The sequence below is a fragment of the Bradyrhizobium sp. 604_D8_N2_3 genome (assembly GCF_051810765.1).
Classification (GTDB): domain Bacteria; phylum Pseudomonadota; class Alphaproteobacteria; order Rhizobiales; family Xanthobacteraceae; genus Bradyrhizobium; species Bradyrhizobium barranii.
Genome location: NZ_JBPWPM010000001.1, coordinates 4,076,596 through 4,103,380, shown reverse-complemented (window position 1 = coordinate 4,103,380; position 26,785 = coordinate 4,076,596). Strand labels below are relative to the sequence as shown.

The window sequence follows — 26,785 nt, the reverse complement described above, 5'->3', positions numbered from 1 at the left end:
TCCACGACGCCTCACGCGCCGCGACCGTCTTGTTTTTCAGACTTCACCGAACGAAGCCCGATCTTAGCGAGCGACATTGTCGGCAGTTTGTGCGGTTTTGGCAATTTGTCTTTGGTTAGTCGTTGCTGGTAGCGCTGTCAACGTTCCTTTGTTTGCCGGACCGACTGTGATAAGAGCAACTAATGGGTCGAAAACGCACCAAGTCAGGTAAAATCCGGCTGGCGGAAGTTGCCGAGCTTGCCGGCGTCAGCCCGATCACGGCGTCCCGGTTCTTCCGCAATCCGGAGGCCCTGTCGGTCGCCAAGCGGACGCGGGTCGAGAGCGCGGCCAACGAGCTCGGCTATGTGCCGAACCTGGCGGCGCGGGCGCTGGCCTCGCAGCGCACCGAAGTGATCGGCGTCTTGATCCCGTCACTGACCAACAACGTGTTTTCCGACGTGCTGCGCGGCATCTACGACGCCTCCGAAGGCAGCCGGTACTCGATCCAGTTGTCCAACACACGCTACAGTATTCTCCAGGAGGAGAAGCTGCTGCGCCTGTTTCTCGCGCAGAAGCCGGCCGGACTGATCGTCACCGGCATCGACCAGACCGCGGAATCGCGCGCGATGCTGGAGGCCGCCGACTGCCCGATCGTGCAGATCATGGAGATCGGGCCCAATCCGGTCGACATGATGATCGGCTTTTCGCACTATGATGCGGCCCGCGCGGCGATCTCCCACCTGTTCGCGCAAGGCCATCGCAAGATCGGCTTCGTCGGCGCGCGCATGGATCCGCGGGTGCAGCGGCGGCTGGACGGATATGTCTCGGCCATGAAGGACGCCGCGCTGTTCGAGCAGCGCCTCGTCGTCACGACGGCGACACCGACCTCGGTGACGCTCGGCGGCACCCTGTTCACCGATCTGCTGGCGCGCGAGCCCGATATCGACTCGGTGTTCTGCGCCAATGACGACCTCGCGCTCGGCGTGCTGTTCGAATGCCGGCGCCGGGAGATCGCGGTCCCCGAGCAGATCGCGATCGTCGGATTCAACGACCTCGAATTCATGGCCTCCGCGGTCCCCACCCTCACCAGCGTGCGCACCAACCGCTACGAGATGGGCAACACGGCCGCCACCATGCTGATCGAAGCGATCGACGGACGCCGCCCCGAGCAGCCGGTGCTCGATCTCGGCTTCAAGGTGATCGAGCGGCAAAGCTCGTCGTCGCGGCGTTCGGACGACAGGCCTGCCGCTTCAGGCGCGGGCGCCGCGAACAAAATGATAGCGTTACCAAGTGGCCAAGACTAGTATCGCGCTTGTGAGGGAATGACCCGCCAACGGGCCTTTGAACCATGGATCGCGCCGTTGGGCATCGCACCAGCCGAAGCTGAGCTCCCGACGCCAGTGCGTTTGCATTGCAGGAGAAACCAATGACAAAAAAACCAACCAATGGGCATGCGCCCGCCAGCAACGGCGCTCGCCGCCACCTCCGCTCGCAGGAATGGTTCAACAATCCGCATAATCCGGGCATGACCGCGCTCTATATGGAGCGCTACCTGAATTACGGCCTCACCCGGGCCGAGCTTCAGTCCGGCAAGCCGATCATCGGCATCGCCCAGACCGGCAACGACCTTTCCCCCTGCAACCGCCACCATATCGAGCTGGCGCACCGCGTCCGCGAAGGAATCCGCGAGGCCGGCGGCATTGCAATGGAATTCCCGACCCATCCGATCCAGGAGACCGGCAAGCGCCCGACCGCGGCGCTCGACCGCAACCTCGCCTATCTCGGCCTCGTCGAGATCCTCTACGGCTATCCGCTCGACGGCGTGGTGCTGACCACCGGCTGCGACAAGACCACGCCTGCCTGCATGATGGCGGCGGCGACCGTGAACCTGCCCGCGATCGTGCTGTCGGGCGGGCCGATGCTGAACGGCTGGCATGCCGGCGAGCGCACCGGGTCCGGCACCATCGTCTGGAAGTCGCGCGAACGGCTCGCCGCCGGCGAGATCGACTATGAGGAATTCATGGAGATCGTGGCGTCCTCGGCGCCGTCGGTCGGCCATTGCAACACCATGGGCACCGCCTCGACCATGAACGGGCTTGCCGAAGCGCTCGGCTTCTCGCTGCCGGGCTGCGCGGCGATCCCCGCCCCCTATCGCGAGCGCGGCCAGATCGCCTACGAGACCGGCAAGCGCGCCGTCGAGATGGTCTGGGAAGACCTCAAGCCGTCGGACATCCTGACCCGCAAGGCGTTCGAGAACTGCATCGTGATCAACTCGGCGATCGGCGGCTCGACCAACGCGCCGATCCACATCAACGCGCTGGCGCGCCACATCGGCGTCGAGCTGTCGATCGACGACTGGCAGAAATTCGGCCACGACGTGCCGCTGCTGGTCAACATGCAGCCGGCCGGCTTCTATCTCGGCGAGGAATTCCACCGCGCCGGCGGCGTGCCGGCCGTGGTGCGCGAGCTGATGAAGCACAAGCGCATCCACGAGGACGCGGTCACGGTGAACGGCCGCGGCATCGGCGAGAACTGCGCCAATGCGCACGCGCCCGACAATGACGTGATCCGGGCCTACGACAAGCCGCTGGTGAAGGACGCCGGCTTCCTGGTGCTGAAGGGCAATCTGTTCGATTCCGCGATCATGAAGACCAGCGTGATCTCCAAGGAATTCCGCGACCGCTATCTCAGCAACCCGAAGGACCTCAACGCCTTCGAGGGCCGCGCCATCGTGTTCGAGGGCCCGGAGGATTATCACGAGCGGATCGACGATCCTTCACTCGACATCGACGAGAATTGCATGCTGTTCGTCCGCGGCACCGGCCCGATCGGCTACCCCGGTGGCGCCGAGGTCGTGAACATGCAGCCCCCGGCTGCGCTGATCAAACGCGGCATTCTCGCCCTGCCCTGCATCGGCGACGGCCGCCAATCCGGCACCTCGGGCTCGCCGTCGATCCTGAACGCCTCGCCGGAAGCTGCCGCCAATGGCGGGCTCGCGATCCTCAAGACCGGCGACAAGGTACGCATCGACCTCAACAAGGGCAGCGCCAATATTCTCATTTCGGACGACGAGGTGAAGAAGCGCCACGCCGAGCTGATGGCCAATGGCGGCTTCAAGCATCCGGCGAACCAGACGCCGTGGCAGGAGATCTACCGCAACACGGTCGGCCAGCAATCGACCGGCGCCTGCATGGAGCTCGCCACGCGCTACCAGAACGTCGCCGGCACATTTGGTGTCGCCAGGGACAACCACTAACAGCCACGTCGTCATTGCGAGCGAAGCGAAGCAATCCTGAGATATCTCCAAGGAGACAGTCTGGATTGCTTCGTCGCAACAGTGCAAAATTGCTGCGCAATTTTGTCACGAGCTCCTCGCAATGACGAGCCGATAGACAAATTCAAGCCAAGGAGAAAAACAACATGGCAGACCGCCTCAAGGGAAAGCGCGCCGTCGTCACGGCTGCAGCGGCAGGCATCGGGCGCGCATGCGCCATCGCATTCGCGCGTGAAGGCGCAACCGTCATCGCCACCGACATCAACGAGGCCGGCATCGCGGGCCTGACCAAGGAAGGCATCGCCGAGGTCGCAAAGCTCGACGTCCGCAACACCGCCGACGTCAACGCCTTCGCCAAGCGCGTCGGCAAGGTCGACATCCTGCTCAACGCGGCCGGTTTCGTGCATCACGGCACCATCCTGGAGTGCTCGGAGGAGGATTTTGACTTCTCGTTCGACCTCAACGTCAAGTCGATGCACCGGACCATCCGGGCGTTCCTGCCCGAGATGCTGGCGGGCGGCGGCGGCAGCATCGTCAACATCTCGTCCTGCGCGGCGCTGCGGCCGCCGGCCAACCGCTACGTCTACAGCGCGTCGAAGGCCGCGGTGTCGCTGCTGACGCGCGCGGTCGCGCTCGACTTCATCACCAAGGGCATCCGCTGCAACAGCATCTGCCCCGGCACCGTCGAGACGCCCTCGATGCTCGACCGCGCCGCCGCGCAGGGTCCGCAGGGCAAGGAGATGTTCGTCTCCCGCCAGAAGATGGGCCGGCTCGGCACCGCCGACGAAATCGCATCAATGGCGGTCTATCTCGGCAGCGACGAAAGCGCATTCACCACCGGCGTCGACCTTGTCGTCGACGGCGGCTACATGCTCTGATCGCTCCTCATCCTGAGGAGGCGCGACAGCGCCGTCTCGAGGATGGGCCACGGGCTTATGGTTCGAGACGCGCGCAAGTGCGCGCGCCTCACCATGAGGGATAGACAAGGGAGTTCTCGATGAACAAGATCGATCTCAACGGCCGCATTGCCGTCGTCACCGGCGGCGCGCAGGGCTTTGGCCGTGCCATCACCCGGCGTTTCATCGACTCCGGCGCCAAAGTCGCGATCTGGGATTTCGACTCGGCTCTCGCCGAGAAGACCGCGAATGAAGTCGGCGGCGAGACAAAAGTCTTCAAGGTCGACGTCACCGACCCCGCCGCCGTCGAGCAGGCGCGCGATGCGACGCTTGCCGCCTTCGGCAAGATCGACATCCTCGTCAACAATGCCGGCATCGCCGGCGTCAACAAGCCGGTCTGGGAGACCGATCTCGAGGAGTGGCGCAAGGTCCTGCGCATCAATCTCGACGGCCCTTTCATCGTCTGCAAGGCGATCGTGCCGACGATGCTCAAGCAGAAATACGGGCGGATCGTGAACATCGCCTCGATCGCCGGCAAGGAAGGCAATCCCAACGCCTCGCATTACTCGGCCTCCAAGGCCGGACTGATCGCGCTGACGAAATCGCTCGGCAAGGAATTGGCGGCACATGACATCCTCGTGAATGCGGTGACGCCGGCCGCGGCGAAGACCGCGATCTTCGACCAGATGACGCAGCAGCATATCGACTTCATGCTGTCGAAAATCCCCAAGGCACGCTTCGTGCTGGTGGAAGAGCTCGCCGCGATGGTGAGCTGGCTCGCATCCCAAGATTGTGCCTTCTCCACCGGCGCGGTGTTTGATATTTCCGGCGGACGGGCGACCTACTGAAGCTTTGGCCGCCCCTTGAAGGGGTGGACCATGCGGCTTGGACGTCGGGATTTTGGGCGTCGGGATTTCGTGAAGCTCGCAGCGGGCGCAGGCGCGCTGCCGCTGCTGTCGCGGGTTGCGCCCGCGCAACTGGCGCCCAGCCCGCCGAGCATCCGCCCGCCCTCGCCGGCCGAACGCGGCGCCATGGCGCGGCTCGCGCGCAGCTTCATGGACAAATACGATGTGCCGGCGCTGTCCTTTGCGATCGGCTATGCCGGTACTGTTGTCCACGAGGACGCCTGCGGTCTTGCCGATCGCGAGCGGAACGAGACCGTGACGCCGCGGCATCTGTTCCGGATCGCCAGCGTCAGCAAGATGATCACCTCGGTCACGATCTTCCGCCTGATCGAGGAGAACCGCCTCAAGCTCACGGATCGCGTGTTCGGCCCCGGTGCATTGCTCGGCACCGATTACGGGTCACCGCCCTACTCCGCCGGCATCGACCAGATCACGCTCGAGCATCTGCTGACGCACGCTGCCGGCGGCTGGAGCAATGACAACCGCGATCCCATGTTCACGCATCCGCGGATGGATCATGCCGAGCTGATCGCCTGGACGCTCGCCAACCGGCCGCTGAACCGGCCTCCGGGCCAGCACTACGCCTATTCCAATTTCGGCTATTGCGTTCTGGGCCGCGTGATCGAGAAGCTCACCGGCCAGGCCTATGCCGAGCACGTCCGCACCGAGGTGCTGACGCGCTGCAGTGTCACCGACATGACCATCGCCGGTAATACCCGCGACCAGCGTCAGGCCGGCGAAGTCGCCTATTACGGTCAGGGTGAAAGTCCGTATGAGATGAAGGTGAGGCGGATGGATTCCCATGGCGGCTGGATCGCGACGCCGGCGGATCTCGTCCAGTTCCTGATGCATGTCGACGGCTACACCAGACCGGCGAACATCCTGCGGCCGCGCACCATCGAGGTCATGACCACCGCACCCAGTTACAGCCCGAACTACGCCAAGGGCTTCTGTGTCAACAAATTCGACAATTGGTGGCACAATGGCAGCCTGCCGGGCACGAGCACGATTGCCGTGCGCACCCATGGCGGCTTCTGCTGGGCCGCCTTCACCAACACCAGACGCGGGAATTCCAACATGGATGGCGATCTCGACAATCTCAACTGGAGCATGGCGCGCCAGGTCGGCGAATGGCGGGTGGCCTGAGCCATGATCCGGGAAGGTGGATGCCTGTGCGGCGCGGTGCGGTTCAAGGCGGAGGGGGAGCCGCTCAACGTCCGCATCTGCCATTGCCGCCTGTGCCAGAAGGCGATGGGCTCGCCCTATTTTGCTCGCGCGCAATTCGACCAGCGCGCGCTGACCGTCGAGGGCGACACCGAGCGCTATGCCTCGTCCGAGAACATCGACCGCGTGTTCTGCAAGCGCTGCGGCACGCGCCTGTTCTCCTGGCGGCGCAACGGCACGCTGGCGGGCGTTTCGCTCACGACCTTCGACGATCGCAACGCCTTCGCGCCGACCGAGCACATCTGGGTCTCGGAGAAGGTCGCCTGGCTGAAGCTCGACGACGGCCTGACGCAATATCAGGGCACCATCCCGGCGTGATGTCAGGCTTGCCCTGACGCAGGCACTCTCGCCGCCTGAGCGCGCCGTCCCGTCGTCGTCGCGATCCAGATCCCGGCAAACACCGCGACAATGCCGGCCGCCAGATTCCAGCGCAGCGGTTCGTTCAGCAGCCAGGCGCCGACCAGCGAGGCCGTGATCGGATTGACCGTCACCGAGATCGCGACGCGCGTCGGCGTGGTCCGCTCCAGCGCGAAGGCCCAGAGATAGAAGGTCAGCGCTGCGCCGAAGGCGCCGAGATAGAAAGCCGCCAGCCATTGCGGCGCACCGAAGCCGGCGACGGGCGCAAAACTGCCGCGGATATACGAGAGCAGGATGAGGCAGACTGCCCCGGCGGCCATGCTCATGGTCGTGAAGGCGATCGGGCTGGAGCGCCGGATCAGCGGCTTCGACCAGATGCCGTACAGCGCCATGCACAGCGCAGCCGCCATCATCAGGAGATCGCCGCGCCAGGCGCCGGATGGTGCCGAGGTCAGGTCGGAGAGCAGCGCGACGGCAACGCCAAATGTCGCAATCACGACACCGATCGATTTGCGCCAGCTCAGGGCTTCGGCGCCGAGCGCGGCGCCGATCACGAGCGACAACAGCGGAAGTGTCGACAAAGCGAGCGCGCCGCGCGCGGCGGTCGTGAAGATCAGCGATGCGTTGAACAGGATCGGAAACAGCGCGAAGAACAGGATGCCGAGCCCGGTCGCGGCGGCCCAGTCCCCTCGCCCCGGCCAGCGGTCACCGCGGAGCAGCGTCAGGGGTAACAGCAGCAGGAAGCCGATGCCGAACCGGAACGAGCCGATCGCGAGCGGATCGAGGCTGCCCACGAGATAGCGCGTGGCGCCGATCGAGGTGCCGCCGAGGCCGCTCGACAGCACCGCGGCCAGAACGCCGGAGATTTCGCCCACACTCCCTCCCTTGACGAGCCCTGAACGCAGCATACGAGGCGCGCCGAAACAGGGAATGGAGTTTCCGTCATGCTGGGATAAGTTTTCGTCATGATCACGCCTGTTCTCGATCCCGATCTGCTGCAGGCCTTTCTCGCCGTCGCCGAGCATCGCTCGTTCACGCGCGCAGCCCAATTGCTCAACCGGACCCAGTCGGCGGTCAGCGTCCAGATCAGGCGCCTGGAAGAGCGGATCGGCACCAAGCTGTTTCAACGTACCAGAGCCGGTGTCGCGCTGACCGCGGCGGGCGATGAACTCCTCGTTTATGCCAGACGGCTTCTCGACCTCAATGCAGAGGCGATCGATGTGCTCCGCGCACGCAAGCACGACGCGGTGGTCCGCCTCGGCGTGATGGACGATTACGGCACGATCGTCATTCCGCCCTTGCTGGCGCGCTTTGCCCAAAACCACCCGGAGATCCGGGTCGAGATCGAAACCGGCCTGACCGCGACGATGCCGGCACGGCTCGGCGAGGCCTATGACCTCGTCATCGCCATGCATCCGGAAGGACGCGGCGATGGCGAACTGCTCCGGCGCGAGCAGGCGGTCTGGGCTGCGGCCAGGACATATCGAGCCGAAGCGCAGGACACGCTGCCCGTCGCGCTCTACCCGCCGGGCTGCCTGTTCCGGCAATGGGCCGCGGACGCCCTCGATGCCGCCGGCCGGCCCTGGCGATTGGCCTTTGTCAGCCGGACGCTGGCAGCGGTGGAAGCGATCGCGGCGCAGGGCCTCGCGATCACGGTCGTGAAGGCCGGCACCCTGCCCTCCCGCCTGCGCGTCGTGTCGAACGGCCTGCCGCCGCTGCCCGCCGCGGACATCCGCCTGCACCGCGCGCGCAACCTGTCGCAGCCGGCGGCGCTGCTGGCGGATCATTTACGGCTTGGGATTTCGGAACCCGCGTCCCATATCCTGACCTGACGCGTTGCCCCATCACCGGATCGGCCGGGTTGGCTGCAAGGCCACGAGGCACAAACCGGGACGGACGAGCCGTGAACATTTCCCTCTATGAGCTTTCTGTATGGGTGCTACCGCTGCTGCTCGCCATCACCTTCCACGAGGCCGCGCACGCTTTCGTCGCGTACCGTCTCGGTGACAACACGGCCTGGCAGCTCGGCCGCGTCAGCTTCAACCCTATCAAGCATATCGATCCGTTCGGCACCCTGATCCTGCCGGCGATGCTGCTGTTCGCGCACTCGCCGTTCCTATTCGGCTATGCCAAGCCGGTTCCCGTCAATTTCCGCAAGCTCAACCATCCCAGGCTCGACATGGTCTGGGTGGCCCTTGCCGGACCCGCCACCAACATCCTGCTGGCGCTCGCGGCGGCTCTTGCCCTGCATGCCCTGCCCCTAGCACCGGCGGCCTCGGCCCAGTGGATCTTCGACAACCTCAAGAATGCGCTGGTGATCAACGCGGTGCTGGCGGTGTTCAACATGATGCCGATCCCGCCGCTCGACGGCGGGCGCGTCGCGGTCGGGCTGTTGCCTCGGGCCCTCGCCATGCCGCTGGCCCGGCTCGAGCCATTCGGGATGCTGATCCTGATTGGTCTTCTGATCCTGCTGCCGCTCGCGGGCTCGCAGTTCGGTCTAAATCTTGATGTTATTTCAGGAATACTGCGAACGTTGACCGGTTATGTGATTCAGGCTGTTCTCTTCCTGACCGGCAACGCGTAGTTCAACAGAACACCCGAACATAAGCCGAAGGGCTCGAGGCCGACTTGGTCAAAGCTGCCGATATGCTGATCGCGCGACGCGCGGACACCCGCGCCCGCGCCGATTTTGCCACCTGGAAGATGATGGCCAAGCTCAACGGGGCCTCCGCGCTGCCTGCCGAGGCGCAGGAGTTCCTGGTCAGCTACAAGAACCTACTGGCGCGGATGAGCGAGGGCGAGGCCACCGAGGCCACGATCGGCGCGATCTACAAGGCCTACTATGCCGAGATGGGCGGCGCGGGAACTCCGCCCGACGTCCGCACCCGTCCGCCCGAGCCGGCGGCGGACAATGTTACCGCTTTCCGCCGCCCGCCTCCGAAACCGACGAAGACGGCCTCCTTCACGGCGGCGTTTAGCGGAGCCCAGAAACGGCCGCTCCCGGTGGCGCTGATCTTCGTCTGCCTGGTCGTGGTCTATGTCGGGATCCGGCTCTACTGGCGCTGAGCCGATTTCTTCTTTTTCTTCTCGTCCGGCGGCGTGAAGATGATGTCGACGGTCCGCTCGAACCGGTCTTCGGTCAGTCCGGCCGGGGGCTGCGGGATGGGATCGGACTTGCGGACAATCGAGAGCGCGGCCGCATCGTAGGCCACATCCCCCGATGACTCCACGACGTCGACGGACAGCACATTGCCCCTGCGGTTGATCGCGAAGCTGACCTTCACCTTCTGATTATTGGGCTGCTTGCCCTCAGGGTTGACCTTATGGGCCGTGAGGTGCGCGCTGATCTTGCGATTCCAGTCGGTCGTGATCCTGAGGATGTCTTTGCCGAGGCCAAGCACCGGCGCCAGGGCCTTCTCGGCCTCGCGCGCGTCCTCGTCGAGTGTCTGCCGCGCCGTTGCAACCGACTGCGGCGAAGCCTCGGCAGCGGGTGTCTCGACCGCCGCGATCTTGGGATCCTCGTCCTGCGGCTTCTTCGAGATGTTTTCGGTGACGACCCGATCGGGATCGTCGACCGGTTGCGACTGGTCCTTTGGAAGCTCGGTTTCCTTGGTCTCGGCCTTTTGCTCGGGAAGCGCCTGCTGCTCCTGCATCGCTTCGCTGTCCGGTCCCGGCGGAAGGTCGGTCTCGGGCGCCTTGGGCGAGGCCATCTCGACGGCGAACTCCGCGCCGGACGCGCCCAGGCCATCGTCGTCGTCATCGGTCCGCAGATGGGCCAGGGCGAGCGCGGCACCGCCCAGATGGAGCGCGAGCGCCGCCACCGCCGCCAAAATCCAGAGCTTCCGGGATGGTCTGGCTTCGTCCGACATCGTGCGCCTCTAAGGCTGACCGGCGCCTGCCGCAGGCGCTCCGGGAGCGCCCTCCAGCGCGACCAGCTTCACCCGGGAATAGCCGCCTGAGCGCAAGAGCTCCATGACACTCATCAATTCGCCATACGGCACCGAGCGATCGGCGCGCAGGAAGACATACTTGTCCTTGCTCATGTCGGACAGGCCGTCGAGGGTCCCGATCAACTCGGCGCGGTGGACCGGGTTTTCGCCGATCGCAAGCGTCAGATCGGGCTTGATGCTGAGATAGGTCGGCTTGTCCGGCTTCTTCTGCGGGGTCGCGCTCGAGGTCGGCAGATCGATCGGCAGGTCGACCGTGGAGAGCGGAGCTGCGACCATGAAGATGATCAGCAGCACCAGGATGACGTCGATGAACGGCGTGACGTTGATGTCATGCGTCTCGCCGAAATCGTCGTCGTCATCATTGTCTGCGAGCGAAACGCCCATGGTTCACTCCGCCGCGCGCGAATGCGCGCTGCCGTGGCTGCGGTCGAGATCGCGCGAGAGCAGCCGCCCCGCTGCGCCCGAGGCACGGCTGACGAGCTCGAGATAGCTTTTCGTCACGCGCGAGAAGTGGTTGTAGATGATGACGGCGGGAATGGCGGCGACGAGGCCGATCGCGGTCGCGAGCAGCGCCTCGGCGATGCCGGGCGCGACCACGGCGAGGTTCGTGGTCTGCGACTTCGAGATGCCGATGAAGCTGTTCATGATGCCCCAGACCGTGCCGAACAGGCCGACGAAGGGTGATGTCGAGCCGATGGTCGCCAGCACGCCCATGCCGATGCGGATGCGCCGCGCCTCCGCGCGCACGATTTCGGAAAAGCTCGAGGCCGCACGCTCCTTGATGCCGGCATCGCTGGACAGGCCGGCCGACATCCGCGCCTCACGCAGCGCCGCCGCCAGGAAGGACGGCAGAATGCCCTGCTTGGCGCCGAGCGCCATCTGCGCTTCCGCGAGCGAGCGCGCCTCCGAGATCTTCTTCAGTGCCGAACGAAGCTTGCCGGACGCGACCGACAGCTCGATCGACTTGGCGATCAGGACGGTCCAGGTCATCAGCGATGCGAAGGCAAGCCCGATCATCACCGCCTTCACGATGACGTCCGCCGACATGAACATCACCCAGGGCGACAGCTCCTTCATGGCCGGCGCGATAGCGGCCGCGTCGGGCTTCGCCACGGGCGCCACCACCGCCGGAGCGGCAGCCGGAGCCGGGCTGGCGGTGGCCGGCTGAGCCGTCGCCTGTGCCGGTGCAGGTGCCGCCGGCGGGGTCTGTGTCTGGGCAGAAACAGGGGATACGAGCCAGGCGGCCGCCAGCATCAAGGCGGCGGCAAGGCTTGCTTGGAAGGACATGATCTTCATACTTCGGCCCAGTAGCGAATGAGGTTGTGATAGATACCCGTCAATTTGACCGTTTCGGGATCGTCACGCCCGAGCCGTTCCACCAGCGCCTGTATCGCGGTGTCGAGGTCAAAGATCATGCTCCGGGCTTGATCGTCCCGTATCATGCTCTGAAGCCAGAAGAAAGACGCAACCCGCGTCCCCCTCGTCACCGGCGTGACGAGATGGAGGCTGGTCGAGGGATAGAGCACGCAGTCCCCGGCTTGCAACTTCACTTCGTGCGAACCGTAGGTGTCCTCGATCACAAGTTCGCCACCGTCATACTCTTCCGGCTCGGCCAGGAACAGCGTGACCGACAGGTCTGTGCGGATGCGAAGGCCGGTCAGGCGGTCGCCCCGGATCGCATTGTCGACATGCAGCCCGAAATGATGGCCGCTGTTCGCCGCATAGCGGTTGAACAGCGGCGGGAAGATCTGCAGTGGGATCGCCGCTGCCAGGAAACGCGGGTTCGACGTCAACGCCGAGATGATGCGGTTGCCGAGCTTGCGCGCGACCTCGCTGTCAGGCGGCAACTGCTCATTGCGCTTGACCATTGCTGACTGCGCGCCCGCGGTGGAACGGCCGTCTTCCCATTCGCTGGCGTCCATGATGCGGCGGAATTCCGCCACATCATCCTTGCTCAGGACGCCGTCTATGCATGTCAGCATGGCACCTCGTCGTTACTCCATCAGTAGCGCGCCGAGATCACCAGATAGGCGGCGCGTCCCGGTGCTTCCAGCACGAAGGGCGCGGCGCTCTGGTACAGCGCGTCATAGTAGCGTTTGTCGAAGATGTTGTTCACGAACAGCTTCAACTGCCAGTTCTTGTTGATCTTGGCTTCCGCGAACACATCGAAGCGCCAGTAGCTCGGAAGCGACGTGCCTGCGTTGGCCGCAAGCAACGAGCCACCGTAGATCTTCGAGCGGTAGACGGCCTGCCCGCCCAGTTCCCAGATATCGTTGAACTGGTACTTCGACAGCATGCTGAACGACTGATGGGCAACGTTGGCCAGAGGAAGCCCGACATTGGTGGTGTAGAGAAGCGGCGCGGGCATGTTCGCGGGCTTCACGTTGGACGCCGTAACCTCCGACTGCATCAGGACGAGGCCGCCGAACACACTCCATTTGTCGGTGATCTTGCCGCTCACGCCGAGATCGATGCCGCGAATACGATAAGCGGAACCTGCGGTGATACACGATATGTTGCCGGTCGTGCCGGCGGGATAGACGCATCCCAACGCGGACGCCGTGGCCACACTATTGACGTTCTGTGCCTCGCGCGCATTGTCCTTGGTGGTCTGAAACAGCGCAGCCGTCAGGAGCAGGTGGCGGTCGAACAGCTCCCACTTGGTGCCGAGTTCGATGGCCGTGTTCTTCTCCGGCCCGAAGATCTGATTGTTGCCGCCGGCCAGAGCGGGATTGACGCCGCCATACGCGGTGCTGGTGCCGTCGAACTCGGCGCCCACCGGGTTCGCTGAGGTCGCGTAGGCCACGTACACGCTGCCGTTTGGCGCCGGCTTCAAGGTCAAACCGAGATTGAAGTTGGGAATCAGGAAGTTTGCCGATTGCTGCTTGAGAGCGTTGCCCGCCCCGTATGCAGACGTATCGAGGTTGTAGTTGTCGTAGCGGAAGCCGCCATTGAGGATCAGGAGGTCACGATAGTTCGCACTGTCCATGACGTAGCCGCTGACAGTGTCGATGCCGATCTTGGCCGGCAGACCGGCCAGTGCGAGCGCCTTCCCGGGCAAGAACGTGTCCTGAGGGAAGAAGACGCTGACACCTGTCGGCGAGCCGCCTGGAGTGATCGGAACTCCGTTCCCTTCCGAGGTGAGCCCGAGATACTTGTCGATCGACGACCGCTCGCGATCGACTTCGATCCCGGCCAGCGCGGTGTGCTTGAAGCCGGCCCAGTCCTGGAACTTGTAGGTCGCTTCCGTCTGGTTGGCGAGCACGTCAGTGATCTGGAGACGGCTCTGCGGATTCATCGTGAGCGTCGAATTCGAAAGCGGGTTGGCGATCACCGGCTGCTCAGGCAGCGTTCCGACATAGTTCTGGGTCGAACGAGATACGCGGAACTTGTTGCTGACCATCAAGTCGGGCGTGATCTGCACTTCCGCGTTTAACGAGCCGATGTCCTGGCCGGTCCGGTAGAAGTCGCGGTTGATCTGGCCATACCAGTTGTTGCGGTTGGAGCCGAAGTCCGGGAACGGCCCACCGGCGGTCGTCGCCGTGCTCGGCCGGTAGTAGGGCACGCCGAAGTCCGGCACGCCGGTCAACTCGGTGTGGATGTAACCCCCGGTCACCCTGATCGTGTCGGTCGGCTTCCAGGTCGTGGCGACGAACGCGCCGTTGCGATTATCCTTGACGAAATCGCGACCGGCGACATCGGCGTCCTGGAACAGACCGCCGGCACGAACGGCCAGCGTCGGGTTGATCACCTGGTTGACGTCGAGCACCACACGCTTGGTCTGGTCGGTGCCAAACGTCGTGTCCATGTTGTAGAAACTGTTCTGCGTCGTCGCCTGCTTGGTGACGATGTTGATCGCACCACCGGCGACACCGCGGCCCGCGAAAGTTGAGCCCGGACCACGCAGAATTTCGACCTGCTCGGTGAAGAAGTTTTCACGGACGCTGACGCCCGCGTCGCGCACGCCGTCGATGAAGATGTCGTTGCGGGCATCGAAGCCGCGAATGAAGAAGCGGTCACCGAAGGCATTGCCGCCCTCACCCGTTCCGAGCGTCACGCCTGCCGTGCTCAGGATCGCCTGCTTCAGCGTCGTGGCGTTCTTGTCCGCGAGCACATCCTTTGTAAGCACGGTGATCGATTTTGGCGTGTTGAGGATTGGCTCAGGGAATTTACCCGACGCTTGCACTCGGGTGGCCATATAAGGCGCGGCGGGATTTGCGTACGGATCACGATCGGCAGGACCAGGGCTCGGATTGGCGACAGGCGCTTGTGCGGCCTGCTGCCGCTGCGCCGCGCGCCGCAGCGCGTTGCGCGCGCGAATCTGATCGGCGGTGGGCTTCGAAGCGGTCGGACGCGGACGCTGCTGAGGCGCATCGACGTTCACGGGGGGCAGATTGGTCTGCTGCGCCTGTGCGCCGGTCGAGACCGTCGCGACCGCGATCAGACTGGCGACCGTGGACACAGTCTTGCCGGTCGCAGCGTCGAAATTGTTGCCGAAGGATTTCCGATCCGCGACCGAACGCAACGATCGCGGTGTCTTCATCATGCCCATCACACGCCCCACAGTGCTTATGCTTCCATTGGTCGCGTTGCGACAACGCGACGCATTGGTGCTATCGGGCGTGTTCATGGGGGTCAACGCGATCTCGGCCACACTCCGTTTGAATCCGACCATTTCAAAGCAATTCTAAACTCGATGGAGGACGCCGCAGTTTTAAATGGTTCTAAACTTGAACCGTTCTAATCTGGACATTAAGCGCTGCGATCTCGTCGTGCCGCGTCAACCTTCGAGCTGATGCGCTTCATCGATGCAGAGACGCGAACGATGGGGCGGTGCTATCGGTCGGAGAAAAGCAGGTCAATGCGATTGATCTGCCAGCACATTTGAATTCATCCAGATCGGACTCGGTGCAGATTTCAATCTGGAAACATGGGCGCATGCGAGAGCTGCGCAGGCGCGAGCAGCGGCGCCGCTCTCAATCGCTGCTCGGCGGCTTCATCAGCGAGAACAATTCGTCGACGGTTTTCTGCGCGACGGCGCGCACGCGATCGGAGTTGTCCATGCCGGCGATGTTGACGCCGTTGACGACGGCTTTGATCTCGTCGCGGAAGTCGGTCAGAAATCGCAAGGGATCGCGCTGCTCGTTGGCGACGCGCGCGATCAGTCCCGTGATCAGAATCTGGCACGCGATCAGCTTGCCGTTCAGTTCGTCCATCCTGCGCTCCCGTTGTGGCGGGGCCGATATGACCGATGCCGGATTTCCTGACAACCGAAACGCCGTGCAGGCGAATTAGAACCGTTCTCACGGGAGTTGTTTCCGGCTCACTTCGCAGCGCAGCCGGGGCGCCCTTGCGGACAGCTCTGCAGGCCGCCCACACCGGCTCCGGGCATTGCCCAAGATTTGCGCGCGGATCGTTCGCGCCGGGAAAATGCAGCACTGCACACCGTAGTGTCACGGAGCTGCCTAGACAGTGCAAAGCTTTCCAATTGTTTAGGATTCCGAACCGATAGTGCTGTTTACACTGGAACTTGGCGTGTATTATACAAGCGCGCTGGAACCCTATGATTGCTCCACAATTCGTAGTTTTGGGCGTAAGAGCCAACGAGCCGACATGAAAAAAACACGGCCGATCCTCTGGATTCTGATCATCGCGGCCGTGGCCTCCGCGGGTTACTATGGCTGGCAGAAATTCGGCTCGCCCGAGGCCGGAAAAACCCAGACGGCTCAGAAGGGTCCGGCGCGCCCGTCCGCCATCCCCGTCAGCGTTTCGCCGGTCCAGAAGGCCGACTTTCCGGTATACCTGACCGGTCTCGGCACGGTTCAGGGCTTCAATACGGTACAGGTCCGGAGCCGGGTTGACGGCCAGATCGACAAGATCGCCTTCAGCGAAGGCCAGATGGTCAAGCAGGACGAGCTTCTGGTCTCGATCGATCCCCGGCCCTATCAAGCCACGCTCGACCAAGCCAAGGCCAAGAAGGCGCAGGACGAGGCGAATCTAGCCAACGCCAACCTCGAGCTCCAGCGTGCCATGAAGCTTGGCGAGTTCGCGACCGCGCAGCGGGTCGACACCCAGCGTTCCACCGTCGCGCAGCTGACCGCCCAGATCGCCGCCGACGAAGCCGCCATCTCCAACGCCCAGACCCAGCTCGACTACACCCAGATCAAGGCGCCGTTCACCGGCGTGGCCGGGCTGCGCCTGGTCGACGTTGGCAACATCGTCAACGCCTCCACGCAGACGGGAATCGTGACGATCTCGCAGGTCGAGCCGATCTCGGTGATCTTCACCGCGCCGGAAGACCAGCTGCCCTATATCAGCGAAGGCCAGAAGGCCGGTGCGCTCAAGGTGATCGCGTTCACCACCGACGGCAAGAAGACGCTGGCCGAGGGCAAGCTCGCGGTCATCAACAACCAGGTCGACACGACCAGCGGGACTATTCGGCTCAAGGCGGTGTTCGACAACAAGGAACACACGCTGTGGCCGGGCCAGTCGGTTTCGACGCGCCTTCTGGTACGCACCCTGAAGGACGCGACCGTGGTTCCGGATGACGCGGTTCAGCATTCGACCAACGGCCTCTACGCCTATACCGTCAATCAGGACAACAAGGCGGAAGTGCACAAGATCAAGGTCAGCTACGCCATCGACGGCCGTTCGGTCGTCGACGAAGGCTTGAGCCCGGGTCAGCAGGTGATCACCGGCGGCCAGTTCAAGGTCCAACCCGGAAGCCTGGTCTCGACGGCCGTAGCAAGCTCGGATCCGAGCCAGAACAAGGTACGACAGGAATGACCGAGGGCGGGATTTCGGCACCTTTCATCCGTTATCCCATCGGCACCTCGCTGCTGATGGCCGGAATTCTCTTCGTCGGTCTCGTCGCCTATCCCCTGCTGCCGGTCGCGCCGCTGCCGCAGGTGGACTTCCCGACCATCCAGATCACGGCCAATTTGCCGGGCGGCAGCCCCGAGACGATGGCTTCGTCGGTGGCCCAGCCGCTCGAGCGGCAATTCGCCCAGATCCCCGGCATCGCCCAGATGACCTCGACGAGTTATCTCGGCACCGCCTCGATCACCATCCAGTTCGACCTCAACCGCAGCATCGACGGCGCCGCCAACGACGTGCAGGGCGCCATCAACGCCGCAAGCGGCCAGCTGCCGAAGAACCTGCCCTCGCCGCCGACCTACCGCAAGGTCAACCCGGCCGACGCGCCGATCCTGCTGCTCTCGGCGACATCCGATACACTGCCGCTGACCACCGTCAGCGATGCCGTCGACGCCCAGCTTGCCCAGCAGATCAGCCAGCTCTCGGGCGTCGCGCAGGTCTTCATCGGCGGCCAGCAGAAGCCCTCCATCCGCATTCAGATCGACCCGGCGAAACTCGTCGCCAAGGGCCTGTCGCTGGAGGACGTGCGCAGCCAGATCGCGATCACCACGGTCGACAGCCCCAAGGGCAATATCGACGGGCCGAAGCGCGCCTACACGATCTACGCCAACGACCAGCTCACCCAGTCCAAGGACTGGAACGACGTCGTCATCGCCTATCGCAATGGCGGTCCGCTTCGAATCCGCGACATCGGACAGGCGGTGAGCGGCGCCGAGGACGCCAAGCAGGCAGCCTGGGCCAACGGCAAGCGTGGCGTGTTCCTGGTGGTGTTCAAGCAGCCGGGCGCCAACGTCATCGAGACCGTCGACCGGATCAAGGCCACCCTGCCCCGCCTCGTCGCGGCGATTCCGCCCGCGATCAAGATCGAGTTGATCAGCGACCGCACCACGACCATCCGCGCCGCGGTCGAGGACGTCCAGTTCACGCTGCTGCTGACCATTGCCCTCGTGGTCATGGTCATCTTCGTCTTCCTGCGCAGCTTCTGGGCGACGGTCATTCCCACCATCACGGTTCCGCTGGCGCTACTGGGCGCGTGCGCCCTGATGTGGGTGGTTGGCTATTCGCTCGACAATCTATCGCTGATGGCGCTCACCATCGCGGTCGGATTCGTCGTCGACGACGCCATCGTGATGCTCGAGAACATCACGCGCTACATCGAGGAAGGCGAATCGCCGATGGCGGCCGCCTTCAAGGGCTCCAAGGAAATCGGCTTCACCATCGTCTCGATCAGCATCTCGCTGGTCGCGGTGCTGATCCCGCTGCTGCTGATGGGCGGCATCATCGGACGCCTGTTCCGCGAGTTCGCCGTCGTGCTGGCGATGACCATCTTCGTCTCGATGTTCGTGTCGCTGACGCTGACGCCGATGATGGCCTCACGCTTCCTGCGCGCTCATGGCGAGGTGACCCACGGCAAGTTCTACCAGTGGAGCGAACGCGCCTTCGACGGCATGCTGCGCGGCTACGAGTACGTTCTCGATCATGCTCTGGCCTGGCGCCGCACCACGCTCCTGATCTTCTTCGCCACGCTCGGCCTGTCGATCTATTTGTTCATCCTGATCCCGAAGGGCTTCTTCCCGCAGCAGGACGTCGGCCTGATCACCGCGACCTCCGAAGCGTCCCAGGACATCTCCTTCGCCGAGATGCAGCGCCGCCAGGTCGAGCTCGGCAAGATCGTGATGGACGATCCCGACGTCGCCACGATCGCGATGAACATCGGCGGCAGCGGCCGCGCCGGCAACAACGGCAATTTGTTCATCACGCTGAAGCCGCGCAACGAGCGCAACGCGTCGGCGCAGGAGATCATTGCCCGGCTGCGTCCCAAGCTCGAGAAGGTGTCGGGCGCCCGCCTCTACATGCAGGCGGCCCAGGACGTCCGGCTCGGCGGCCGGCCGACGCGCACGCAGTTTGAATTCACGCTACAGGATGCCGATCTCACCGAGCTCAACGACTGGGCGCCGAAAATCCTCGCCAAGATGCAGACGCTGCCGCAACTGCGCGACGTCGCGACCGACCAGCAGACGCAGGGCACCACGGTCCAGCTCAAGATCAACCGCGACACCGCATCGCGCTACGGCATCCAGCCGCAGCTGATCGACGACACGCTGTACGACGCCTTCGGACAGCGGCAGGTCACGCAGTATTTCACCCAGCTCAACACCTACAAGGTGATCCTCGAGATCCTGCCGGAGATGCAGGGCAGTCTCGACAGCCTGAACAAGCTCTACCTGAAATCGCCGCTGACCGGCGATCAGGTGCCGCTGTCGACCTTTGCGACCTGGACCACCGATCCGGTCCGCCCGCTCTCGATCAGCCACCAGGGCCAGTTCCCGGCGATCACGATCAGCTTCAACCTCGCCCAGGGTGTCGCGCTCGGCCAGGCCACCGAGGCCGTGCAGAAGGCGATGGCCGATCTCGGAGCACCACCGACCCTGAATTCGAGTTTCCAGGGCACCGCGCAGGCGTTCCAGCAGTCGCTCGGCACCGTGCCGCTGCTGATCCTCGCAGCCCTCGTCGTGGTCTATCTGATCCTCGGCATCCTGTACGAGAGCTACATCCATCCGATCACGATTCTGTCGACCCTGCCCTCGGCCGGCGTCGGCGCGCTCCTGATCCTGATGGCTGCCGGCTTCGACTTCAGTTTGATCGCGCTGATCGGAATCATTCTCCTGATCGGCATCGTGAAGAAGAACGGCATCATGATGGTCGACTTCGCCATCGCGGCCGAGCGCGACGAACACAAGACGCCGGAGGAATCGATCCGTCAGGCCGCGCTGCTGCGCTTCCGGCCGATCATGATGACGACGATGGCCGCCCTGCTCGGCGGCGTGCCGCTGATGCTCGGCCACGGCACCGGCGCCGAGATCCGCCAGCCGCTCGGCTACGCCATGGTCGGCGGCCTGATCGTCAGCCAGGCGCTGACGCTGTTCACCACCCCGGTGGTCTATCTCTATCTCGACGAGCTCAACAACTGGTTCTCGGGCTGGGGCCGTTCGGGTGACGGCAAAGGTCACGAGGCGCCCGAGCACAGCACCGTCAAGCAGGCCGCCGAGTAAGCTTGCACCGCGGCTTCCGCGACGCTACAGCGAGGCCCTCGGTTCACGCCAACGCGGTTTCGCCATGTCCATGCAATCCAGACTTGTCGCCCTCGCCGCCGCCCTTCTGCTGTCGACAGGCGGCGCGTATGCCCAGCAGAGCGCCAAAAAGAACGCCGCTTCCCCTGCACCGGCCGCACAGCCCGCGCCAGCTCCGACCCAGCCGCAGGCTGACGGTGCGCAGCAAGCCGGATGGGTCGTGCGCTGCACCAGCGTCAGCCGCGACGCGCCGCTCGAATGCGCAATGGAGCAGAACGCGGTGCTGACCAAGACCGGCCAGACCATCGTCCTGATCAACATCCGTATCGCGCCCGACACCCGCACGCCGGTGGCGCTGCTGCAATTGCCGCTCGGCCTCAACCTGCCCGTCGGCGCCAAGCTCCAGGTCGACGAGGGCAAGACATTCGATCTTCAGATCCAGACCTGCGAGAACCGCGGCTGCTACGCCTCGACGCCAATCGCGGCGGACCTGCTCGCGGCCTTGCGGTCGGGCAAGCAGCTGAAGGTCTCCTTCCAGAACATGGCCAAGGAGGCGATCGCGATCCCGATGCCGCTGGGCGATTTCGCAGCGGCCTACGACAAGATCAAGTAAGGACCGCTCCCGTTTCCTGTTGGAGTGGACGCTCTCTCACCTCGTCATTGCGAGCGTAGCGAAGCAATCCAGCAATCTTTCCGCGGAGGCAGTCTGGATTGCTTCGCTGCGCTCGCAATGACGGCGCGGATGCTGCGCCGCCTCTTCCCTATCACTGCCGCGCCATCTGCGCATTGCCGACGGCATCGCCGTCGAGCTTCTGGTCGTTGTGCATGGTGACGGTGACGCGCAGCAGCCGCCCCTCGAACTCGAACGGCGCCTCGTAATGCGACACGGGGCTGCCGCGGTCACGGCCGATGTCGAGGCCGGACCACGAGATCAGCGTGTGGAAGCCGAGCTGGTCTGGAGCGCCCCCGCCGGCTCGCCGTCGATCAGCAGCGTGTATTCGGTGACGCCGGTGCGCGAACCCTTGGCCGGCGGCTCCTTGCGCACGAGCCGCTCGACATGCACCCCGAGCCGCCGCGCGCCTGACGGCACTTTCCGGTCCGACCGCGCGATCTGGTGGCTGCCGCCGATGTTGAGGTCGTGCACGAGATGGCCATCCCTGATGTAGAGACTGTAGCCCGACGTCGCGTCGCCATGCGAGATCAGCACGCCATCGGCGCCCTGCCCGTCGATCTCGACATGCGCCTCGATCGTGTAACTGCGGCTGCGCACGTCCGGCGCGACATCGGTCGGCACGTGACCCATGCCGGCGTGGAAGACGAAATGGTGGCGCGCACCATGGAAGCGCGCGGCGTTCTCGGCGAAGCGCGGACCGAAGCGATCGTCGAGCGGCAGCACCTTGTGCTTGTCAGCTTCCGCCCACCACGTCGCGATCATTGCGGCCAGACGCTCAGGCTCCTTCGCGGCGAAATCGTCGGTCTCGGAGAAATCCTGGTCGAGATGAAACAGCTCCCATTTGTCGTTCTCGAACGGCGTGCCAGAGGGATGGAAGGCGACCGCCTTCCATCCGCCCTGCCAGAGGCCGCGATGGCCGAACATCTCGAAATATTGCGGCGAGCTCTTTGAGGGCGCGGACGCATCCGTGATCGAGCGCGCAAAGCTCTCGCCTTCCAGCGGCATCTGCGGGCACCCCGCGATCGTGCTGGGCGACTCGACGCCGATCAGCTCCAGTAGCGTCGGCGTGAGGTCGCAGGCGTGGACGAACTGGTGCCGCAGCTCGCCTTTGCCTGCGATCTTCTTCGGCCAGTTGATGACGAAGGGATCGCGGATGCCGCCGCCATGGGTGTTCTGCTTGTAGCGCCGCAGCGGCGTGTTCGACGCCATCGCCCAGCCATGCGGGAAATTGCTGTGGGTGTCGGGCCCGCCGATATCGTCGAGACGCGCGAGCTTCTCCGCAATCGGCTCCGGCTTGAAGTTGAACGGCCCCATCGCGTTGACGAAGCCGAGCGGCCCGCCCTCCTGGCTCGCGCCGTTGTCGGACATCACGATGATCACGGTGTTGTCGCGAATGCCGGCCGTTTCCAGGAACGAGACAAGCCGTGCAAGATGCCGATCGGAATGATCGAGCATGCCGGCGAAAGCCGCCTGCAGGCGGGTGAAGACGCGGCGCTCATCGGTCGAGTGCTCCTCCCACGGCTTCACACCGTCGTTGCGCGCCGGCATCCGCGTTCCCTCAGGCACCAGCCCCATCGCCTTCTGGCGTGCCAGACGCCGTTCGCGCTCGACGTCCCAGCCGTGCGCGAATTCGGCATCATAGCTCATGATGATATCGGCCGGCGCCTGATGCGGCGCGTGGCAGGCGCCAAGTGCGACCCAGGTGAGCCAGGGAACGTCAGGACGGTCAGCGACATGGTCGCCGATGAAGCGGATCGACTGGTCGATCAGATCTTCGGTCAGATGATAGCCGTCCGCATACGTGCCCGGTGGATCGATATGCGTGTTGTCGGAGACGAGCTCCGGCGCGTACTGGTCGGTCTCGGCATCAAGGAAGCCGTAGAAGCGGTCGAAGCCGCGGCCGAGCGGCCAGCCGTCGAACGGGCCGGTGGCTCCGCTTTCGGTCAGCGGCGTGACGTGCCATTTGCCGACCATGTAGTTGCGATAGCCATGTCCGCGCAGCATCTCGGCCAGCGTCCCCGCCTCGCGCGCGATCTTGCCGCGATAGCCGGGATAGCCGGAATCGAAATTGGCAAGGCAGCCGACGCCGACCGAGTGATGATTGCGCCCGGTCAGCAGCGCGGCGCGCGTCGTCGAGCACATCGCTGTGGTATGAAAGCCGGAGTAGCGCAGCCCCTCCGCGGCGAGCCGGCCGATGGTCGGCGTCTTGATTGCCGAGCCATAGCAGCCGAAATCGGAGAAGCCGACGTCGTCGAACAGCACGACCAGGATGTTCGGCGCCCCCTCGGGCGGCTTCGGCGCATCCGGCCACCAGGGTTTTGACTCCGCGACCGTCTTGCCGACGGTGCCGCGGAACGGCGTGCCGCTGTTTGCGCTCATCTGCTCCTCCCGATGTAGCCCGGCGGCTGCGGTTGACCCGCGGCTCGGCCACGCTTAAATTATAATCCGAATTATGATTATTGTTTTAGCCGGATGCAAGCGCGGATGCGGCCAAGCTCGGACGAACCCGATTTCGACCTGCCCGGCGTTGCCCCGTCGCGGCAGAAGCGCAGCCGCGAGACGACACTGGCGCTGCTGCGCGCCGGCGCCGACATGCTGCGCACGCGCAGCCTGGCCGAGCTGTCGATCGAGGCGCTCTGCACCGAGGTCGGCGCCACCGTCGGCGCCTTCTACAGCCGCTTCGAGAGCAAGGAGGCCTATTTCAACGCACTGATGGCGCTGGCCGCGCGCGACGGCGAGCAACGGCTCGGCGACATGAGGCGACCGTCACCGGATACGGACCTCGACAAGCTCTGCCACACCATCGTCAGCGGGATCATCGCCTGGATGCGCAACCACGAGGGCGTGCTGCGCGCCGCGCTTCAGCACGACGACACGCGCCCGGACAAATGGACGCCGTTCAAGGCCCTCGCGAAGGCAACGACTGAACGCGCGACCCCTCTCCTGCTCCCGGCTATGGGCAAGGGACGCAAGGCCGCCAAGACCCGCACGATCGCCTTCGGCTTCCAGGTCGTGCTGGGCACGCTGGTGAACGCGATCCTCAACGATCCCGGGCCGCTTTCGCTTGGATCAAAAGAGATGGAGACGCGGCTGGCCGGTTGCCTGTTGCTGTTGCTCCAGGCGGAGATCAATCAGTCGACGCCGAGATAGGCCTTCTGCACCTGCGGGTCCTGTGCGAGCGCCGCGGCCGTGCCGGACAGCACGCTCTTGCCGACCTGGAGCACGGTCGCGAAGTCCGAGACTTCCAGCGCGAGCTCGATCGACTGCTCGGCGAGCAGGATGGTCAGGCCCTCGCGATGCAGGCGGCCGAAGGTCTCGTACATGGATTCGACGACCGCCGGCGCGAGGCCGAGCGACGGTTCGTCCAGCATCAATAGCTTCGGATCGCTCATCAGCGCGCGGCCGACCGCGAGCATCTGCCGCTCGCCGCCGGACATCGTGCCGGCGCGCTGGTTGCGGCGCTCCTTCAGGCGCGGGAAGATCTCGTAGACGCGCTCAAGCAAATTGGCCTGGCGTGACTTGTCGTGCAACGGCGTCGCGCCGAGCATCAGATTGTTCTCGACGCTCTGCTGCACGAACAGCCGCCAGCCTTCCGGCGACAGCGCCAGCCCCTTGCGCACGATCGCAAAGGCCTTCTGGCCGGCGATGTCCTCGCCGCGAAAGCTGATCGATCCGGAATGCACGGGAATGAGACCCGCGATTGCGTTCAGCGTCGTGGTCTTGCCGCCGCCATTGGAGCCGAGCAGCGCGACGACGCTGCCCTCCGGCACCTCCAGCGAGACGTCGGAGACACCGATGAGGTCGCCATAGCGCACCTCGAGGTGCTCGATCCGAAGAAGCGCGCCGCTCATAGGTCCCGCCCGCCCATCAGCTCGACCGGCGTATGGCCGGCCGCGGCCTTCGCCGCGCGTTTGCCGAGATAGGCTTCGATCACCGCCGGGTTCGAGGTGACCTCGCGCGGCGAGCCGCGGGCGATCTCCTTGCCCTGGTGAAACACCATCACGCGGCTCGCGAGCGACATGATCACTTCCATGATGTGCTCGACGATGACGAGCGTGATGCCGGAACGGTGGATGTCGCGCACGAGATCGATGGCGAGCCTCACCTCGTGGGCGTTGAGCCCGGCCATGGCCTCGTCGAGCAGCAGCACCTTCGGCTCGGTCGCCAGTGCGCGGGCGATCTCCAGCCGCTTGCGGCCGGGTGTGCCCAGCGAGCGCGCCGGCGCATCCGCAAGCCTGCTCATGCCGACGCGCTCCAGCACCGCGCGCGCCCTGGTCTCGGCCTCGTGGCGATGCGAGGTGCGCAGGAAGGCGCCGATCATGACGTTCTCGAGCACCGTCATGCCTTCAAAGGTCTGCGGCACCTGGAAGGTGCGCGCAAGCCCGAGCCCGGCGCGCTGCTCCGGCGCGAAGTCGGTGATGTCGGTCCCCTCGAACAGCACGCGGCCCGAGGTGGTCTTGAGGTCGCCGGTGAGGCAATTGAAGAAGGTGGATTTGCCGGCGCCGTTCGGGCCGATCAGGCCGAGAATATCGCCCTGCTCCAGCGTGACGGACGCATCGTCCACCGCCTTGAAGCTGCCGAACGCCTTTGTGATCCCGCGCGCCTCAAGGAGCATGGCCGGCTCCCTTATCTGCGCCGGGCTTGCGTCGTCCCATGAACAGGCTGAGCAGGCCGCCGGGCTGGAAGCGCGCGATCAGCACGATGATCGCGCCATACAGGACGAAGGTGAGGCCGGCCCCCTTGCCGCCAAGCCAGCTGTTGGAGATCTCCTCCAGCGGCACGAGGATCGCGGCTCCCACCAGCGGACCGAACAGCAACCCCGCCCCGCCCAGCGCCGCCATGATCAGGATTTTGACCGAGATCAGGATGCCGAGCCCGGACTCGGGATCGACGAAGCCGAACATCATCGCATAGAGCGCGCCGGCAACGCTCGTCAGCGCCGCGCTCAGCATGTAGGCGTAGAGCTTGGTCCGGCTCGCGGGTGCGCCCAGGGAACGTGCGGCCCTCTCGGAATCCTTGATCGCGCGCAGATAGAATCCCATGCGGCTGTTGGTCATCCACCAGGTGATGAACAGCGTGATCACGAGGACGACCAGGAAGAGGTAGTAGTACGGCAGCGACGACAGGAACGAGAGATCGAAGATGTTGCGCGGGACCGTTGGACCGGAAAGACCCACGGCCGCGCCGAGCCAGTCGGTGTTGGTGACGATCAGCCGCATGGTCTCGGCGACCGCGATCGTCGCCATGCTGAAATAGTGACCCGACAGCCGCAGCGTCGGCACGCCGATGATCGCGGCAAGCCCCACCGCCAGCACGATGCCGCCGGGGATGCCGAACAGTGGCGACAGCCCGAACTTGGCGTAAGACCCCATCGCGGCATAGGCGCCGCAGCCGAAGAACACGACATGGCCGACCGAGACCTGGCCGGCATAGCCGCCGACGATGTTCCAGGCCGACGCGGCGATGGCATAGAGCAGCACCAGTGCGCCCAAGCGCTGCTGGAACGGCGAGGACAGCAGCAACGGATAGGCAATCGCCAGTGCTGCGACGATTGAGAGCCAGATCAAGCGCCGCATTGCA

23 protein-coding genes and 1 pseudogene are annotated in these 26,785 nt (G+C 64.6%); 13 read left to right on the top strand and 11 right to left on the bottom strand.

Features of this window, described 5'->3' with window-relative positions:
- Window positions 1-182: 182 nt before the first annotated feature.
- The 6 genes from AB7245_RS19295 (at window position 183) to AB7245_RS19270 (ending at window position 6,596) form a co-directional block, all read left to right on the top strand.
- On the top strand, window positions 183-1,283 hold the full coding sequence (locus AB7245_RS19295; RefSeq protein WP_208086253.1) for a LacI family DNA-binding transcriptional regulator: 1,101 nt from the start codon (window positions 183-185) through the stop codon (window positions 1,281-1,283).
- Window positions 1,284-1,405: 122 nt separating this feature from the next.
- Entirely contained in the window at window positions 1,406-3,235 is a 1,830-nt protein-coding gene (locus AB7245_RS19290; RefSeq protein ID WP_208086252.1) for an IlvD/Edd family dehydratase, read from the top strand.
- A gap of 164 nt (window positions 3,236-3,399) precedes the next feature.
- Window positions 3,400-4,131 carry an SDR family oxidoreductase gene (locus AB7245_RS19285; RefSeq protein ID WP_014495988.1) on the top strand — a complete coding sequence of 244 codons (732 nt, stop codon included), beginning with the start codon at window positions 3,400-3,402 and terminating at the stop codon, window positions 4,129-4,131.
- 119 nt (window positions 4,132-4,250) lie between these two features.
- Window positions 4,251-4,997 (top strand): SDR family NAD(P)-dependent oxidoreductase, encoded by a 747-nt coding sequence (locus tag AB7245_RS19280; protein ID WP_014495989.1) that lies wholly within the window; start codon window positions 4,251-4,253, stop codon window positions 4,995-4,997.
- A gap of 69 nt (window positions 4,998-5,066) precedes the next feature.
- Window positions 5,067-6,200, top strand: coding sequence for a serine hydrolase domain-containing protein (locus AB7245_RS19275; protein WP_439034659.1), 1,134 nt, complete (start codon window positions 5,067-5,069; stop codon window positions 6,198-6,200).
- Window positions 6,201-6,203: 3 nt separating this feature from the next.
- Window positions 6,204-6,596 (top strand): GFA family protein, encoded by a 393-nt coding sequence (locus AB7245_RS19270; RefSeq protein WP_208086250.1) that lies wholly within the window; start codon window positions 6,204-6,206, stop codon window positions 6,594-6,596.
- Window positions 6,597-6,598: 2 nt separating this feature from the next.
- On the opposite strand, the gene AB7245_RS19265 is transcribed toward AB7245_RS19270, so the two are convergent.
- Window positions 6,599-7,510: a DMT family transporter gene (locus AB7245_RS19265; protein ID WP_439034658.1), complete on the bottom strand. Its 912-nt coding sequence runs from the start codon at window positions 7,508-7,510 to the stop codon at window positions 6,599-6,601.
- Between the two features lie 90 nt (window positions 7,511-7,600).
- Between AB7245_RS19265 and AB7245_RS19260 the strand changes: the two genes are divergently transcribed.
- The 3 genes from AB7245_RS19260 (at window position 7,601) to AB7245_RS19250 (ending at window position 9,701) form a co-directional block, all read left to right on the top strand.
- Complete coding sequence (locus AB7245_RS19260; protein WP_439034657.1) at window positions 7,601-8,467, top strand: LysR family transcriptional regulator; 867 nt, start codon at window positions 7,601-7,603, stop codon at window positions 8,465-8,467.
- A gap of 71 nt (window positions 8,468-8,538) precedes the next feature.
- The gene (locus tag AB7245_RS19255) at window positions 8,539-9,219 is read left to right on the top strand and encodes a site-2 protease family protein (protein WP_063983857.1); all 681 of its coding nucleotides are present in this window, start codon (window positions 8,539-8,541) and stop codon (window positions 9,217-9,219) included.
- Between the two features lie 62 nt (window positions 9,220-9,281).
- Window positions 9,282-9,701, top strand: coding sequence for a hypothetical protein (locus AB7245_RS19250; protein WP_028146575.1), 420 nt, complete (start codon window positions 9,282-9,284; stop codon window positions 9,699-9,701).
- Here AB7245_RS19250 and AB7245_RS19245 read toward each other — a convergent pair.
- The 6 genes from AB7245_RS19245 to AB7245_RS19220 all read right to left on the bottom strand — a co-directional run bounded on the left by AB7245_RS19245 (window position 9,689) and on the right by AB7245_RS19220 (window position 15,801).
- Entirely contained in the window at window positions 9,689-10,504 is an 816-nt protein-coding gene (locus AB7245_RS19245) for an energy transducer TonB family protein (RefSeq protein ID WP_439034656.1), read from the bottom strand. The two genes, AB7245_RS19250 and AB7245_RS19245, sit on opposite strands and share 13 nt — an antisense overlap.
- A 9-nt stretch (window positions 10,505-10,513) precedes the next feature.
- Window positions 10,514-10,969 (bottom strand): TonB system transport protein ExbD, encoded by a 456-nt coding sequence (gene exbD / locus AB7245_RS19240; protein ID WP_014495997.1) that lies wholly within the window; start codon window positions 10,967-10,969, stop codon window positions 10,514-10,516.
- Window positions 10,970-10,972: 3 nt separating this feature from the next.
- Window positions 10,973-11,881, bottom strand: a complete 909-nt coding sequence (exbB, locus tag AB7245_RS19235; protein WP_063983859.1) for a tonB-system energizer ExbB — start codon at window positions 11,879-11,881, stop codon at window positions 10,973-10,975.
- Window positions 11,878-12,567, bottom strand: coding sequence for a Fe2+-dependent dioxygenase (locus AB7245_RS19230; RefSeq protein WP_028146578.1), 690 nt, complete (start codon window positions 12,565-12,567; stop codon window positions 11,878-11,880). The genes exbB and AB7245_RS19230 overlap by 4 nt, the downstream gene beginning before the upstream one ends.
- A 20-nt stretch (window positions 12,568-12,587) precedes the next feature.
- Window positions 12,588-15,137 carry a TonB-dependent receptor gene (locus AB7245_RS19225; protein WP_439034655.1) on the bottom strand — a complete coding sequence of 850 codons (2,550 nt, stop codon included), beginning with the start codon at window positions 15,135-15,137 and terminating at the stop codon, window positions 12,588-12,590.
- A 424-nt stretch (window positions 15,138-15,561) separates the two neighbouring features.
- Window positions 15,562-15,801 (bottom strand): hypothetical protein, encoded by a 240-nt coding sequence (locus AB7245_RS19220; RefSeq protein ID WP_028146580.1) that lies wholly within the window; start codon window positions 15,799-15,801, stop codon window positions 15,562-15,564.
- A gap of 397 nt (window positions 15,802-16,198) precedes the next feature.
- On the opposite strand from AB7245_RS19220, the gene AB7245_RS19215 reads away from it, so the two are divergent.
- The 3 genes from AB7245_RS19215 to AB7245_RS19205 all read left to right on the top strand — a co-directional run bounded on the left by AB7245_RS19215 (window position 16,199) and on the right by AB7245_RS19205 (window position 21,145).
- Entirely contained in the window at window positions 16,199-17,371 is a 1,173-nt protein-coding gene (locus tag AB7245_RS19215) for an efflux RND transporter periplasmic adaptor subunit (RefSeq protein WP_439034654.1), read from the top strand.
- Window positions 17,368-20,514: a multidrug efflux RND transporter permease subunit gene (locus tag AB7245_RS19210; protein ID WP_071914959.1), complete on the top strand. Its 3,147-nt coding sequence runs from the start codon at window positions 17,368-17,370 to the stop codon at window positions 20,512-20,514. Before AB7245_RS19215 ends, AB7245_RS19210 begins: the two co-directional genes overlap by 4 nt.
- A 64-nt stretch (window positions 20,515-20,578) precedes the next feature.
- The gene (locus AB7245_RS19205) at window positions 20,579-21,145 is read left to right on the top strand and encodes an invasion associated locus B family protein (protein ID WP_063983864.1); all 567 of its coding nucleotides are present in this window, start codon (window positions 20,579-20,581) and stop codon (window positions 21,143-21,145) included.
- A 151-nt stretch (window positions 21,146-21,296) separates the two neighbouring features.
- On the opposite strand, the pseudogene AB7245_RS19200 reads toward AB7245_RS19205, so the two are convergent.
- Window positions 21,297-23,584, bottom strand: a pseudogene (locus AB7245_RS19200) (arylsulfatase).
- A 105-nt stretch (window positions 23,585-23,689) separates the two neighbouring features.
- On the opposite strand from AB7245_RS19200, the gene AB7245_RS19195 reads away from it, so the two are divergent.
- On the top strand, window positions 23,690-24,355 hold the full coding sequence (locus AB7245_RS19195) for a TetR/AcrR family transcriptional regulator (RefSeq protein WP_354237928.1): 666 nt from the start codon (window positions 23,690-23,692) through the stop codon (window positions 24,353-24,355).
- Here the strand turns inward: AB7245_RS19195 and AB7245_RS19190 are convergent.
- From AB7245_RS19190 to AB7245_RS19180, 3 genes are read right to left on the bottom strand one after another with little or no spacing between them, the layout of a single operon-like run.
- Window positions 24,337-25,056, bottom strand: a complete 720-nt coding sequence (locus tag AB7245_RS19190) for an ABC transporter ATP-binding protein (RefSeq protein WP_014496007.1) — start codon at window positions 25,054-25,056, stop codon at window positions 24,337-24,339. The genes AB7245_RS19195 and AB7245_RS19190 overlap by 19 nt on opposite strands.
- Complete coding sequence (locus AB7245_RS19185) at window positions 25,053-25,820, bottom strand: ABC transporter ATP-binding protein (RefSeq protein WP_071914964.1); 768 nt, start codon at window positions 25,818-25,820, stop codon at window positions 25,053-25,055. Before AB7245_RS19185 ends, AB7245_RS19190 begins: the two co-directional genes overlap by 4 nt.
- Entirely contained in the window at window positions 25,810-26,781 is a 972-nt protein-coding gene (locus tag AB7245_RS19180) for a branched-chain amino acid ABC transporter permease (RefSeq protein ID WP_166095039.1), read from the bottom strand. Before AB7245_RS19180 ends, AB7245_RS19185 begins: the two co-directional genes overlap by 11 nt.
- Window positions 26,782-26,785 lie beyond the last annotated feature (4 nt).

What these genes read in the sequence shown, in the direction of transcription:
- AB7245_RS19290 (WP_208086252.1), top strand. Translation starts at nt 1,406, where the DNA reads ATGACAAAAAAACCAACCAATGGGCATGCGCCCGCCAGCAACGGCGCT.
- AB7245_RS19190 (WP_014496007.1), bottom strand. Translation starts at nt 25,056, where the DNA reads ATGAGCGGCGCGCTTCTTCGGATCGAGCACCTCGAGGTGCGCTATGGC.
- exbD (WP_014495997.1), bottom strand. Translation starts at nt 10,969, where the DNA reads ATGGGCGTTTCGCTCGCAGACAATGATGACGACGACGATTTCGGCGAG.
- AB7245_RS19295 (WP_208086253.1), top strand. Translation starts at nt 183, where the DNA reads ATGGGTCGAAAACGCACCAAGTCAGGTAAAATCCGGCTGGCGGAAGTT.
- AB7245_RS19285 (WP_014495988.1), top strand. Translation starts at nt 3,400, where the DNA reads ATGGCAGACCGCCTCAAGGGAAAGCGCGCCGTCGTCACGGCTGCAGCG.
- AB7245_RS19245 (WP_439034656.1), bottom strand. Translation starts at nt 10,504, where the DNA reads ATGTCGGACGAAGCCAGACCATCCCGGAAGCTCTGGATTTTGGCGGCG.
- AB7245_RS19225 (WP_439034655.1), bottom strand. Translation starts at nt 15,137, where the DNA reads ATGGGCATGATGAAGACACCGCGATCGTTGCGTTCGGTCGCGGATCGG.
- AB7245_RS19260 (WP_439034657.1), top strand. Translation starts at nt 7,601, where the DNA reads ATGATCACGCCTGTTCTCGATCCCGATCTGCTGCAGGCCTTTCTCGCC.
- AB7245_RS19270 (WP_208086250.1), top strand. Translation starts at nt 6,204, where the DNA reads ATGATCCGGGAAGGTGGATGCCTGTGCGGCGCGGTGCGGTTCAAGGCG.
- AB7245_RS19185 (WP_071914964.1), bottom strand. Translation starts at nt 25,820, where the DNA reads ATGCTCCTTGAGGCGCGCGGGATCACAAAGGCGTTCGGCAGCTTCAAG.
- AB7245_RS19210 (WP_071914959.1), top strand. Translation starts at nt 17,368, where the DNA reads ATGACCGAGGGCGGGATTTCGGCACCTTTCATCCGTTATCCCATCGGC.
- exbB (WP_063983859.1), bottom strand. Translation starts at nt 11,881, where the DNA reads ATGAAGATCATGTCCTTCCAAGCAAGCCTTGCCGCCGCCTTGATGCTG.
- AB7245_RS19280 (WP_014495989.1), top strand. Translation starts at nt 4,251, where the DNA reads ATGAACAAGATCGATCTCAACGGCCGCATTGCCGTCGTCACCGGCGGC.
- AB7245_RS19220 (WP_028146580.1), bottom strand. Translation starts at nt 15,801, where the DNA reads ATGGACGAACTGAACGGCAAGCTGATCGCGTGCCAGATTCTGATCACG.
- AB7245_RS19230 (WP_028146578.1), bottom strand. Translation starts at nt 12,567, where the DNA reads ATGCTGACATGCATAGACGGCGTCCTGAGCAAGGATGATGTGGCGGAA.
- AB7245_RS19250 (WP_028146575.1), top strand. Translation starts at nt 9,282, where the DNA reads ATGCTGATCGCGCGACGCGCGGACACCCGCGCCCGCGCCGATTTTGCC.
- AB7245_RS19180 (WP_166095039.1), bottom strand. Translation starts at nt 26,781, where the DNA reads ATGCGGCGCTTGATCTGGCTCTCAATCGTCGCAGCACTGGCGATTGCC.
- AB7245_RS19205 (WP_063983864.1), top strand. Translation starts at nt 20,579, where the DNA reads ATGTCCATGCAATCCAGACTTGTCGCCCTCGCCGCCGCCCTTCTGCTG.
- AB7245_RS19215 (WP_439034654.1), top strand. Translation starts at nt 16,199, where the DNA reads ATGAAAAAAACACGGCCGATCCTCTGGATTCTGATCATCGCGGCCGTG.
- AB7245_RS19195 (WP_354237928.1), top strand. Translation starts at nt 23,690, where the DNA reads ATGCGGCCAAGCTCGGACGAACCCGATTTCGACCTGCCCGGCGTTGCC.